Origin of the sequence: Paenibacillus violae, assembly GCF_032461945.1 — a bacterium.
Taxonomy (GTDB): Bacteria; Bacillota; Bacilli; order Paenibacillales; family NBRC-103111; genus Paenibacillus_E; species Paenibacillus_E violae.
Genome location: NZ_JAWCUD010000008.1, coordinates 65,972 through 79,240 on the forward strand (window position 1 = coordinate 65,972; position 13,269 = coordinate 79,240).

The window sequence follows — 13,269 nt, forward strand, 5'->3', positions numbered from 1 at the left end:
ATGGGTACTGAAATTGTTAGAGTCACTAATGTTTCTAAAAAGTATAAATTATATAAGCAACCTAATGACAGATTAAAGGAAGCATTAAGCTTTAGAAATAAAAATTATCATAGTGATTTTAGTGCGCTTGAAAATATTAATTTTTCTATTTCTAAAGGGGAAAATGTAGGTATTATTGGAAAAAATGGATCAGGAAAATCAACTTTATTAAAAATAATAACAGGAATAGTTCAACCAAGTACCGGTGATGTAAAAGTATATGGGAGAGTTTCCGCAATTTTAGAATTAGGAGCTGGATTTAATCCTGAATATAGTGGGATTGAAAATATTTATACGTATGGCATGATTATGGGGATTACCAAAAAAGAAATGCACACAAAGATTGATGAAATTATTGAGTTTGCAGATTTAGGGGATTTTATACATCAGCCAGTAAAAACTTATTCTAGTGGTATGTACGCAAGACTTGCGTTCTCAGTTGCAATAAATATTGATCCTAATCTATTAATAGTAGATGAAGCCTTATCTGTAGGGGACATGGGATTTCAACATAAGTGTATGATTAAAATGAAGGAATTGATAGACCGAGGAGTTACAGTCATTTTTGTTAGTCACGATACATTTGCAATAAAGAGTCTGTGTAGTCGCTGTATCTATCTTGAACATGGCAAAATAAAGGCAGATGGAAACGCCATCGAGATTACGGATATTTATTTAATGGATACAAGAAAAAAAATTTATACTGCAGAGGCTGAGGAAATCAACTCTCTGAATCAGACAGCATTAGATAGCCTTGATTCAGACATAATAAATGGAACTTTAGAAACTGATATTCCAATGCAAGAAGAAACTAAGGATAGTGATATAAATAAATATGAAAAACTACGATATGGTACTGGAGATATTCGCATAAAAAAAGTTTCGATGCTAAATGAGCAAGGGTCAGAAGCAGACCATTTTGAGTTTGGTGAAATAATGAGTATCGCAATTGATTTGCATGCTCATAAGCAAATAAATAATCTAAATTGCTGTATTCGAATTCGAGATAAAAATGGTATTGATGTCACAGGCACAACCACATTTGAAGAGAGTATTGTATTTCCAACGATAAAGGAGAGAGAGAAACTAAAGGTGATTTTTAAGGCTCCAAATTTGCTAAAACATGATATGACCTTTAGTGTTGGTGTAACTATTAACGATACAAAAGATACCGCGGATATAGTTATCTTAGATCATGTAGATTTAGCCTATACTTTTAAAAGTGTTTACAATCCAAAACGTCCTGTTTGGTACATGTACTATCAGAACTATGATATTAAGTTTGATATATTTAAGTAAGGGGAAAACTGATGGGGACATCTAATTGGCAGAATGTATCTTATTGCATCGATCTCATTAAGCGAATTAAACCAGAATCTATTTTAGATGTAGGAGTAGGTTTTGGTAGATGGGGAATCTCAAGTAGAGAATTTTTAGATGTTTGGGATGGGCGTATTGAAAGAGCTGCATGGAAGACTAAAATAGAAGGGATAGAAGCATTTTCTAAAAATATCGATGAATATCATAAATATTTTTATACAAAAATATGGGAAATAGATGCGAGTGATTTCTTTAGGAAGTGTAAAGATACATATAATTTAATTATTTTTGGTGATGTATTGGAACATTTCTATAAAGATGAAGGAAATAAGTTGTTGGACATTGCGTTAGATTTATCTGATTATGTAATGATTAATATACCACTAGGCGATAACTGGGAACAAGGAGACCTATACGGAAATATTTATGAAGAGCATAAGAGTGAATGGTGTGTCAGTGATTTCGATAAATATCCCATTATTCGTAAACGGCTTTTCAGGGATTATTTAGGACGAGAATTTGCAACGTTGCTTCTATCGAGAAATAATATCATATCTAACCAACTGCTGAAGTTAACTGAATTTGATAATGAGTTAAATCTAATCCAACAAGAATTGAATGAAATGTCTAATTATTTTGATTATTTGAAAGGAAAAAGAACAGAAAGTGAGCAAGAGTTGACAATAACTCTAAAAAAAGGGGAAGAAATGATTTTGAATGCACCTTCTAACGAAAAAGTATTAATAAAAGTCAGAACAGGAAATAATACTAATAAAAATTCTAATGGTAGTGAAGTATGGGTATACCATATTGCATCTAATGAGATTCCAGCCATTCATTTAAAAAAGGTAATTAGAGATGAGAAATGGATAATTAGAGCGGATCAAAGTTCCCCCACAGGTCAATGCTTGATCGCAAGTGAATTCGGAGCGGAATTACAGTTTGAAATTGTTGGCGATACCTTGGTTTTGAAGTGCTTGTCACATCCGTGGAGTGGAAAAATCGAAATTGTAAAAAATGAAGTTGTAGTTCTAACAGTTGATTTATTTAGTACTAATCAAAAAATAATTGATATTATTATCAATTTAAAGGATGTAGATTGATGTGAATATATGCTTAGTCTCTCGAGAGTTATATCCCTTTCAAAAAGCGGGCATAGGAGTTTATATTCATAATTTAATTAAAGCATTACTTATGTATGGCCACAAAGTATATGTCATTACTTCAGAAGAAAATAGAATTAATTATTATAGAGATTTAAATAATAACACAAATGTTGTGGTACTAGGAGTAGAGATCGGGGAAAAAGAGCTTATATTTGAAGATTATAATTATGCTTACTCATTTGGCGTCTACAATCAACTAAAGAGACTAATAGATGAGAATGAAATTAATCTTGTTCAATTTTCTGATTTTTTTGGAGAAGCCTTTTTTTCGATTTTATATAAAAAAAATCGGTTTGAGTTTAATCAGGTCCCTTTTATAGTAAAACTGCATGCACCAACTTACGAATGCAATGTTGCAAACCACGTTGAAATGCCTGAGAACTTAATAACACAACAAGAAGATTACACGATAAATAATGCAGAATTTGTTTGTGCAATTAGCTATTTTATGAAAGATACTGTAGCTAAGCGATTACAAAGGACAGATATTCAAGTTTTGTACAACATAATCGATATGCCTGAATATATAAATCTTTTTGAACTAAATGTAAATCAAAAATATGTTTTATATGTAGGGCGTTTACAGGAATTAAAGGGCGTAGATTTATTTGTAAAGGCTGCCGTCGAATACTTGCGAAATAATAATGATGATATATCTTTTGTAATAATCGGCCAAGACATGCTAAACCATCGCAGCAATAAAATGATGAAAGAGGAACTGGTTGAGTTTATTCCAAAGGAATTACAAGAAAAATTTATATGGAAGACACCTATGCCCCAGGAAGATTTATTTAATTTTTATAAAAATGCTTATGTCAGTGTATTTCCTTCTAGATTTGAAGGTTTCGGAAATGTTTGTGTTGAAGCAATGCAAATGGGCTCTCCAGTAATCGTAAGTAACGATACTGGAATGTTGGAGATTATTGACAATGAAAATTATGGTATTTCATTTAATAATGGTGATTACTTTGATTTATATAAAAAAATAACGGTACTACTGGAAGATAAGAATTTACGGGATCGGTACCGTTCCTTATCATTAGTACGTGCTAAAGACTTCTCTTTAGCAAATATTTATCCGACACTCATAAATTACTATGAAAGTGTCTTAGAACAATTTAAAAATGAAAATTTGAATAATAAAGAAAATATTATAGAACATTTTTCATTGAAAAATATTGATCGCATGAAGAAATTCTCTACTGAAAATAAGCGAATAATTAAAGAATGGAACAAGCTAGCAGAAACAAATAAACTCCTGATTGACGAAGCTAGTAAATATAATGAAGAAAACAAAAGAGTTCTTAGTGAATGGGAATTTGGTAATAAAGTAAATGAGGAATTAAAGAACCAAAATCAAAATTTAATTGAAGAAAATCAGCGAATGAATCAACAATGGGAAGAGAAATTTCAACAATATGAAATTGAATCAAACAAAATTAGAGAAGATCAACAAAATGAAATAGGATACCTAAGGAAATTAGCAGAAGAAAGAGAACAACAATTGGAGTTCAACAATTTAGAACTGGAAAAGGTTATCGGATTGTTAAAGAATAAAAAATTCTTAATTAAGCAGCTTATGACTTGGAGGAAAGGGAAGAAATTATAATGAAAATTTGGTACTTAACAAGTGAATATCCACCAGATTTTGGTGGTGGAATTTCAATGTATATTGAGCAAGCAGCTACAATGTTTTCAAAAAAAGATCATGACGTGACAGTAATTGTGCGAGATTCGAATAGATACTCAATGGAATATCCAAGGAGAAATCTTAGGATAGTACGTTTTCAACATATGATAGGAGCCCAATATCAGTGCTTAGGATATTGGGCCGCTTTAGCATATCAATATGCAGAAGAGACTTTGGACTTAATAGACAAAGATGGTGAATCTCCAGATGTGATAGAGATTCAAGACTACAATGCAATTGGATATTATCTCCTGCAAAAAAAATATCTAATGGATCCAAGACTTACTAATACAAAAATTGTTATTCATCTACATACTCCAACATTTGAATTAGCAAGAATTAATCAATTGCCAAGATACGAATTTCCCACTTATTGGATCGGTCAAATGGAAAAGTTCTGTATAAATGCCGCGGATGCAATTGTAACACAAAGCGAATTTTTAAAAAAACAAATACTGCCTTACGCTCCAAAACAAGAAATCAAAGTTATCCCATTACCTTTTATTGTTGGTGAAACTGTATGGAACTCTAATGATACTCACAAAACAGATATATTATATTTAGGTAGGAGTGAGTACAGGAAAGGTATTATACAATTAATAAAGGGCATGGAGAAATTATGGCTCCAAGGCTATTCCTATTCCTTAACTATTCTTGGCGGTGATACATATTTTCATCCTAGAGCAACTAAATTGGGCGAATGGTTAAAAAAGAAATATGACCGGTGGATTAAAGAAGGTAAATTATATTTTAAAGATACTGTGCCACCGCATCAACTAAATGATGAACTTAAAAATGCTAAAATTGCAGTAATTCCATCATTATATGAAAACTATCCATATAATTGCATCATTGCAATGAGTACAGGCATTCCAGTAATTGTATCCCAAAGTGGAGGCCAATCGGAAATGGTAGAAATCCATGGGGTAAATGGATATATTTTTGATTGGGAGTTGGAGAATGATTTTGAATCGAAAATTTTACAACAATTACAACTTGGAAATAATGAGTTAGCTATAATAGGACAGAATGGATATCAGCGAATTAAGTATTTGTGTGATTTAGAAACTAATTATGAAAATCGTATTAAGTTTTATAACCAAGTAATGGGACAAGAAAAGAAATCCTTATACCCAATAAGCCAATCAATACCTTTAAAAGCGCAAACTACAAAAAAAGTACAAAGTGAAAAAGGGCTCTTATCTATTATTATTCCATTCTATAATTTAGCAGATTATATCTTAGAAACATTAGATAGTGCTCTTAATACAACATATAATAACTTCGAAATTATAATTATCAATGATGGATCAACAGATCAAAGATCTATTAAAGTGTTGGATGAGATTGAGAAATCAGAAAATCCGCGAATTCGGATAATAAATATTGAAAACCGCGGCCTTGCCAATGCACGTAATGTTGGCTCTATTCATGCCAAAGGAGAGTATCTAGCCTTTTTAGATGCAGATGATCTAATAAAACCAAACTTTTATAATAAAGCGATTGATTTATTAAACAATTATCCAAACATCTCATTCGTTTATAGCTGGGTAGAGTTTTTTGGTGCAAGAACAGGAATATGGCCAACTTTTAACACTGAATTTCCATATTTATTAGGTATGAATATGCTGACGGCATTTGTAGTTGTTAGAAGAGAAGATTTCATTAACTTTGGTTGGAACCGAACTATTATGGAATATGGACTGGAAGACTATGAAGGTTGGGTCACGATGTGTGAAAATGGTTGTTCCGGGATTAGTATACCAGAAGCCTTAGTCCAATATCGAGTAAGGCCGGAATCGATGTCTAGACAGTTTAACAGGGAAATGATTACTTATTTATTAGATCAATTATCTTTGCACCATCCCAAATTGTATGAGAATTTTGGCTTGGAAATTTATAATTTAATTGTGGCGAATGGGCCAGGGTATCTATGGAATAACCCCACATTTTCTCATCCAACTGTTGAATATTCATCAGGTCAACCTCAAGCAGCTGAATTTCATACTGATAATGTAGTTAAGTTTGAGCTTATGAGGGTGGCTAATTCTAAATGGGGAAATAGATTCATTAAAACTTTTTTCAAGATGAAGTTGAATAAGATATTTAAATAAACTTTTGATTCTATAAAAAGGATGGATGCTCAGTGAATTTGCTAATACTTGGTGGGACTGGGTTCATTGGTTCTAAGTTGACCCGGAATCTACTGGGGCAAGGCTATCATATTAGAATAATGGATAGAACCATCAAACCAATGGATATTAATAGCCTGAAATTAGAACTAATAGAAGCTGATTATACAAAAGTTCAAGACTTTAAGCCATTTCTACAAGACATAGATATTGTGTTTCATTTTATTAGTACAACTGTTCCCGCAACCTCAAATATTGATAAAATTTTTGATATCAATACAAATGTATGTTCTACTTTGCGTTTGCTGGAAGATATGAGGCAAACAAACGTAAAAAAAATTATCTTTTTATCTTCTGGAGGGACTATATACGGACATTCTAATATGGATGCAATACCAGAAGAACACCCTACAAATCCAATTTGTTCATATGGCATACAGAAACTTACAATAGAAAAATATCTATATTACTACTATCATGAGTATGGAATAGACTATCAAATTATTCGATTGAGTAATCCATACGGTAAAGGGCAAAACGGTAAAAATGGGCAAGGAGCAATTCCTATATTTATACGTAAAATTTCACAAAATGAAGAAATTCAGATTTGGGGAGATGGATTGACTACTAGAGATTATATTTATATTGATGATGTAGTCCATGCTTTGTCGTTACTTCCTCAATATAATGGAAGGCATAAAATTCTAAACTTAGGCTCAGGACAAGGTTCAACTTTAATTGATATTATTAAAGTCATATCTGATGAATTAAATAAGACGCCTAAGATTAAATTTTTAGATCCAAGAAGTATTGATGTAAAGACCAATGTCTTAGATATTACAAAGTTCACATACGCATTACACTGGAAACCAGAAATTAGTTTGAGAGATGGGATAAAACTAATGTTAGAGTAGGAATGATCATATAATGTTAGTTCATTATTGGAGGAAATACTGTGTTTTTTAAAAATCGAATAATTTTGAGTTTGTTTTTGACAATAATAATATCTATGTATTCATTAATTATTTATTTCAGTAATGATTTTTCTAGCTATATAAAGTCAACAATCGAAGCAAATATAAAAGTAGAAGATGCTGATTTTATTAAACTATATTACAGCAAAGACAACAATTTTAATGAAGAAAAGTCTATAAGCCTTCCAGCAGAGTATGGAAAAAAAGAAATTTTACATACTATATCTATACAAAATGAAACAGAGAAAAATCCCAATTCTAAAGGAAGCGAGATTTGGATCTTAAGTATAAAGATTGATGATAAAGATGTTCCATTTAATCAATTGCAGTTAAAGGGGCAATGGGAGATAAGAGACTTGGGAAACAATAACCAAGCTCTAATTTCCTATGCTCAAACAGAATTATCCACAGCTTCAATTGATTTGTTATATAAAAGTAAACTGGCCATTACTTTTTTGAAACACGATTATTCCGGTTTTGTAAATATTAATATCGATGGTCAAGATGAAACAATGGATTTGTATAACCCAAGTACTGTGCAATTAAATCAAGAATTCAAATCTAAAATAGCTATAGATCATCCATACACATTTCAACTCCCTGAGGAAGAAATTAACTATGTAAAATTTACACCTAATAATACAATTTCTAATTTAAAGATAGTTACTAATAATAATATGCATAAATTGGAGGCAGATAAAGATTATTTTAAAATATTAGATGATAAATTTAACAATCGCTCAACTTCTAATATACTTTTAAACATAATATTAAGAATTGTCATTTCAGCTTTAATATCCTTCTTTATTGTTAAGTCAATACCTAGATTTAAGCAAGTTAGAATGAGTGAATACGGACCGTTATTTTTCTTATTAATTTTCCTAGGGATATGTATTCGATTTATTCTTCATCTTGATTTTCCATTTGCCTTTTTCTTTAATGATAGTAGTGGTTATCTTAGTACTGCTATGGCTCTAACTAAAGATGCTGTCTTTACTACTAATTTGGAAAGAACACCAGGATATGCATTGCTTATCTATTTAGTAAATATTTACTTTCCTTATAAATCTTTTTATTTAGTAATAATACAAAATTTAATAGGCATTTACATTTCTATTCTAGTGTACAATTTAATTCGTAGATTTGTTAATAAATTATTTGCATATTTTGGTATGATGCTAATATTATTTTCGCCACATTTTCTAATTTATGAGCATACAGTTCTAACTGAAATACTATTTACTTTTGTCTTAATATTATATGTCAAAGATTTAATAACTTCAGTTGAGAAAGACAAAATTGAACTAAAAGATGTTTTCCGTTGGGGCATGTTTGTTGCGCTACTTGTAATGATTAGACCTGCGGGATACTATTTAATTGCAATTTCTTTAATCATTATATGGATAATAAGTTCAGTAAATAAAAACTCAATTAAAACAATTGTGAAAAAAGCTATTGCTTATGTATCTCCAATTGTTCTAATTATTACCTTATGGAATAGTTGGAACTGGTACAAATTTGACTATTTCGGTACTACTGCGATAAATGGTTTAGGATTAACGTTAACAGCAGGTAATTTAGTTGATTTCACTTCACCAAACTTTCAGGAATATAAGGATCTCATTAAAGAACCAGTAGAAAAGGTAAACAATGAATATAATGGCGAATTAATTAACCAAGCAAAATTTATGGGGTATAGTCCGGATGGAATATTGGTGAGACTTAATAACCATAATATGAATTTAAATATTGGAGAAAAAGATAAACTTGCTTACGAAATTTTTAAAGAGGGTATATTATCTCATCCGTTAACTTATGGATTTCACTTTTTTCATGAATTTAAAAAAATTTATATGCACGATATGTCTAATAATTTTTATTCGGATCTAAGGGGATCTTACTTAAATTATGATCAAAAAAGCAACAATATTTTTTTGATCGATAAAAAAATAATTGTCGAAAATTCCTTGAGTAGGGTAGAGCCTAATTATTTTGGTTATCAACCATTGAATGAAAAAATACGTTTCAATTCTATATTGCCCTATTTACCAAGCACGACTAAATTTTATTTTTTTACTCTAATTGCCCTTATTGGAGGAATGTATATTCCTATGGCAAATACTTCTATTAAAAACAAACTATTGGCTTTAATTTTTATCATAATTAACTTATCACATATTGTATTTAATAGCTTAGCTAATTTTGCAGTTGATAGGTATATGCTACCAGTTTTACCTTGCCTAATTATATTTGGATTGATTGGTATTGGTTATCTTTGTAAAGATATTAGAGAATCTAATATTAAACATATAAAAACAAGATTATTCTTTTATTCAGGTACACTTTCATCCATAATAGCATTGATAAGTTTATATTATATTTTCATATTCAAAAAAGTTTCTTTTGGTATTTACATTGATAAGCCTATCTTGGGACTATCTGAAGAATGGTTCAAGTATCATCAAAACTATACAATTCACTGTATTCTTCTGTGTATTATTGTAGCGATTTTATATAGTGTTGCTATTTTTATATTATTAAGAAAGTTATTGTCAACGACAAGGCGAGCTGTGTAAATTAGGAGGATGGTCATGAAAAGTCAAGTAAGTGAACTAATTAATAACGGTAAATTAGGAGACGAAAGAGGACTTCTTTCTGTTATAGAGTCCCATAATACGATACCGTTTGAAATAAAAAGAGTATTTTATATATATGAAACTAAAGCAGGTGTAAGAAGGGGATACCATGCTCATTATAAAACGAGACAAGCATTAATCTGTGTTTCTGGCCAATGTAGTGTATACTTGGATAATTTAAGTAGAAAAAAAGATGTAATATTGGATTCGCCAACTAAAATTTTGCTTTTGGAGCCAAATGATTGGCACGAGATGTATGATTTCTCTTCTGATAGTGTTCTATTAGTATTAGCATCGCATTTATATGACCCGGAAGACTATATTCGAGATTATCAATTATTTGTTGAGGTGTATGGAAAATGAGTTATTTTAAACATCCTAATGCTATAGTAGAGTCTTCTAAAATTGGTGAAAACACAAGAATATGGGCATTCGCACATGTACTTCCAGGGGCTGTTATAGGAAGTAATTGTAATGTAAATGATCATACATTCATTGAAAACGATGTTCTAATTGGTAATAATGTAACTGTTAAGTCAGGAGTTTATATTTGGGATGGAGTTCGGATTGAAGATAACGTTTTTATTGGACCTAATGTAACCTTCACAAATGATTTAAAGCCACGATCAAAACAATATCCTGAGAAATTTGAAGAAACTATAATAGAAGAGTGGGCATCTGTTGGTGCTAACGCAACAATAATTGCCGGAATAAGAATAGGAAAATATGCAATGATTGGTGCCGGTTCTGTATTAACAAAGGATGTCCCTAATAATACCTTGTGGTTCGGAAATCCAGCGAAATTTAAAAAATATATTTGCAACTGTGGTGAAAATTTAGATGATAATTTGATGTGTAAAAAATGTCTTAAAGAATATGAATTAATAAATAATAAAATAGGTGAAAAATTATGATTCCTTTTCTAGACTTAAAACAAATTAATCTACGTCATCAGAATGAATTACTCAGAGGTATTCAAAGTGTCCTTGATTCAGGATGGTATATTTTGGGGAAGGAAGTTGAGGCTTTTGAGAGCGAGTTTGCAGATTATTGCGGAACCAAACATTGTATTGGTACTGCCAATGCTTTAGACGCCTTAGAATTAATAATAAGAGGGTATGGTATTGGTGAGGGAGATGAGGTTATTGTACCTTCTAATACATACATTGCATCAATATTAGCCATTTCTGCAAATAATGCAATACCAGTATTAGTTGAACCAAATATATTAACATATAATATTGATCCTTCAAGAATTGAAGAGAAAATAACCCCGCGAACAAAGGCTATTTTAGTTGTTCATTTATATGGGCAGGCTTGTAACATGGTGCAAATTAATGAAATAGCTCAAAAGTACAATCTTAAAGTTATCGAGGATTGTGCGCAATCTCATGGAGCTATATATGCTTCAAGGCGTGTTGGTAGTTTATCTGATGCGGGAGCATTTAGTTTTTATCCAGGGAAAAACCTGGGTGCTTTAGGAGATGGAGGAGCAATTACAACTAATGATGATTCTTTAGCTAATGTCATAAGAGCTCTTAGAAACTATGGTTCACATAAAAAATATGAAAATTTATATAAAGGTGTAAATAGTCGTTTAGATGAAATACATGCGGCGGTTTTAAGAACCAAGCTTAAATATTTAGATGAAGACAACAGTAAAAGAAGAACTATAGCAGAATATTATTTAAATAATATTAACAACAGAAAATTGACACTTCCATTTGTTGAGGAAAACGAGTTATCTCATGTTTGGCATGTATTCGTAATTCGTACTAAAGAAAGGTATAAGCTCCAACAATATTTATTAGAAAGAGGTATACAGACTTTAATTCATTACCCGATTCCACCGCATAAGCAAGAAGCATATAAAGAATGGGCCGATGAAAGCTATCCGCTGTCAGAGGAAATTCATAGAGAGATTTTAAGTATTCCTATTAGCCCGGTAATGCCATTAGTTGATGCGAAAGCAGTCGTGGAGGCCCTGAATGACTTCCAGTAAAGAAAAGTTTTCAATAGTAATTCCAGTCTATTACAACGAACTTAATATACCGAACACAATACCCAGATTACAAAACCTCCAAGATTTATTACCGCATTTTGAACTTGAATTTATTTTTGTTGATGATGGATCGCGTGATAAATCATTTGAATTGTTATTGGAACATAAGAAAAATGATTCTAGGATAAAAATAATTAAATTAAGTAAAAACTTCGGTTCAATGTCAGCTATTCAAGCAGGTTTATCTTTAGCTAGCGGAGATTGTATCGGAATAATTGCTGCTGATTTACAAGATCCTCCTGAATTATTTGTTGAAATGATTGGTAAGTGGAAACAAGGGAAGAAGATAGTAATGGCTACTCGATCAGATCGTGAAGAGTCATTCTCACAGAAGATGTTTTCTAATTCTTATTATTATCTAATGGAAAAATTCGCACTTAAAGACTACCCAAGCGGCGGATTTGACTTTGTTCTGCTAGATAAGCAAATAGTGGAAGAGTTGAATCAAATCCAAGAGAAGAATACAAATATTATGAGTTTAATTTTTTGGCTTGGACATGAGCGGGATAGTATTCCTTATGTAAGACAAGAAAGAAAGTTTGGGAAATCAAGATGGACGCTTTCAAAGAAAATTAAACTCTTTATTGATTCATTTGTTAGTTTCTCTTACGCACCAATAAGGTTTATGTCATTGATTGGCGTATTAACTGCATTATTGAGTTTCTTATATGGGATTTTTGTTATAACAAACGCATTAATTGGGACAATCGAACTACAAGGTTGGAGTTCATTAATAGCAATTACCACCTTTTTATTGGGAATAATTATGGTTATGTTAGGTATTATTGGTGAATACTTATGGAGGATTCTAGATGAGAGTAGAAAGAGACCTGCATATATTATTGACAAAATTTTTGAATAAGGAGTTTTTAAAATTTTTAATAATCGGCGCGTTAAATTTTCTATTAACCTATTTAATTTATTTATTAATGTTAATGCGTTTTAATTACTTATTTTCCTACGGCTTCTCATATTTAATAGGAATTATTTTTTCGTATTTTATGAATACTTTTTATGTTTTTCATGAGAAAGCATCTATAAAAAAAGCAATGAGCTTTCCTATTATTTATATTGTTCAGTTTTTATTTAGTGAAGTTATTTTGTACTTTTTAGTAGAACATATAAATAACAAAATTTTATCGTTTGCACCAATAATAATCATTATTGTTACTGTACCTATTACTTTTCTTCTAAGTAAATATATAATTAAAGGAAAACTCATAAAATAATTAATAATGGGGGAATTCTAA

At 30.8% G+C, this 13,269-nt stretch carries 11 protein-coding genes; all 11 read left to right on the forward strand.

What is annotated here, in order from left to right; all coding sequences use genetic code 11:
• From RQP52_RS21660 to RQP52_RS21710, 11 genes are read left to right on the forward strand one after another with little or no spacing between them, the layout of a single operon-like run.
• On the forward strand, positions 1–1,338 hold the full coding sequence (locus RQP52_RS21660) for an ABC transporter ATP-binding protein (protein ID WP_315953785.1): 1,338 nt from the start codon (positions 1–3) through the stop codon (positions 1,336–1,338).
• A gap of 11 nt (positions 1,339–1,349) precedes the next feature.
• Positions 1,350–2,462 carry a hypothetical protein gene (locus RQP52_RS21665; RefSeq protein ID WP_315953786.1) on the forward strand — a complete coding sequence of 371 codons (1,113 nt, stop codon included), beginning with the start codon at positions 1,350–1,352 and terminating at the stop codon, positions 2,460–2,462.
• A gap of 1 nt (position 2,463) precedes the next feature.
• Complete coding sequence (locus tag RQP52_RS21670; RefSeq protein ID WP_315953787.1) at positions 2,464–4,134, forward strand: glycosyltransferase family 4 protein; 1,671 nt, start codon at positions 2,464–2,466, stop codon at positions 4,132–4,134.
• The gene (locus RQP52_RS21675; protein ID WP_315953788.1) at positions 4,134–6,329 is read left to right on the forward strand and encodes a glycosyltransferase; all 2,196 of its coding nucleotides are present in this window, start codon (positions 4,134–4,136) and stop codon (positions 6,327–6,329) included. Before RQP52_RS21670 ends, RQP52_RS21675 begins: the two co-directional genes overlap by 1 nt.
• Before the next feature lie 32 nt (positions 6,330–6,361).
• Positions 6,362–7,261 carry an NAD-dependent epimerase/dehydratase family protein gene (locus RQP52_RS21680; RefSeq protein WP_315953789.1) on the forward strand — a complete coding sequence of 300 codons (900 nt, stop codon included), beginning with the start codon at positions 6,362–6,364 and terminating at the stop codon, positions 7,259–7,261.
• A gap of 41 nt (positions 7,262–7,302) precedes the next feature.
• Positions 7,303–9,897, forward strand: coding sequence for a glycosyltransferase family 39 protein (locus RQP52_RS21685; RefSeq protein ID WP_315953790.1), 2,595 nt, complete (start codon positions 7,303–7,305; stop codon positions 9,895–9,897).
• A gap of 15 nt (positions 9,898–9,912) precedes the next feature.
• On the forward strand, positions 9,913–10,320 hold the full coding sequence (locus RQP52_RS21690) for a sugar 3,4-ketoisomerase (RefSeq protein ID WP_315953791.1): 408 nt from the start codon (positions 9,913–9,915) through the stop codon (positions 10,318–10,320).
• Positions 10,317–10,871: an acyltransferase gene (locus RQP52_RS21695; protein WP_315953792.1), complete on the forward strand. Its 555-nt coding sequence runs from the start codon at positions 10,317–10,319 to the stop codon at positions 10,869–10,871. Before RQP52_RS21690 ends, RQP52_RS21695 begins: the two co-directional genes overlap by 4 nt.
• Positions 10,868–11,959, forward strand: coding sequence for a DegT/DnrJ/EryC1/StrS family aminotransferase (locus RQP52_RS21700; RefSeq protein WP_315953793.1), 1,092 nt, complete (start codon positions 10,868–10,870; stop codon positions 11,957–11,959). Before RQP52_RS21695 ends, RQP52_RS21700 begins: the two co-directional genes overlap by 4 nt.
• Positions 11,946–12,881 carry a glycosyltransferase family 2 protein gene (locus tag RQP52_RS21705; protein WP_315953794.1) on the forward strand — a complete coding sequence of 312 codons (936 nt, stop codon included), beginning with the start codon at positions 11,946–11,948 and terminating at the stop codon, positions 12,879–12,881. The genes RQP52_RS21700 and RQP52_RS21705 overlap by 14 nt, the downstream gene beginning before the upstream one ends.
• Entirely contained in the window at positions 12,832–13,248 is a 417-nt protein-coding gene (locus tag RQP52_RS21710; RefSeq protein ID WP_315953795.1) for a GtrA family protein, read from the forward strand. The genes RQP52_RS21705 and RQP52_RS21710 overlap by 50 nt, the downstream gene beginning before the upstream one ends.
• Positions 13,249–13,269: the final 21 nt, after the last annotated feature.

Coding starts and splice junctions, on each gene's coding strand:
- RQP52_RS21665 (WP_315953786.1), top strand. CDS start 1,350: ATGGGGACATCTAATTGGCAGAATGTATCTTATTGCATCGATCTCATT.
- RQP52_RS21700 (WP_315953793.1), top strand. CDS start 10,868: ATGATTCCTTTTCTAGACTTAAAACAAATTAATCTACGTCATCAGAAT.
- RQP52_RS21710 (WP_315953795.1), top strand. CDS start 12,832: ATGAGAGTAGAAAGAGACCTGCATATATTATTGACAAAATTTTTGAAT.
- RQP52_RS21695 (WP_315953792.1), top strand. CDS start 10,317: ATGAGTTATTTTAAACATCCTAATGCTATAGTAGAGTCTTCTAAAATT.
- RQP52_RS21675 (WP_315953788.1), top strand. CDS start 4,134: ATGAAAATTTGGTACTTAACAAGTGAATATCCACCAGATTTTGGTGGT.
- RQP52_RS21660 (WP_315953785.1), top strand. CDS start 1: ATGGGTACTGAAATTGTTAGAGTCACTAATGTTTCTAAAAAGTATAAA.
- RQP52_RS21690 (WP_315953791.1), top strand. CDS start 9,913: ATGAAAAGTCAAGTAAGTGAACTAATTAATAACGGTAAATTAGGAGAC.
- RQP52_RS21705 (WP_315953794.1), top strand. CDS start 11,946: ATGACTTCCAGTAAAGAAAAGTTTTCAATAGTAATTCCAGTCTATTAC.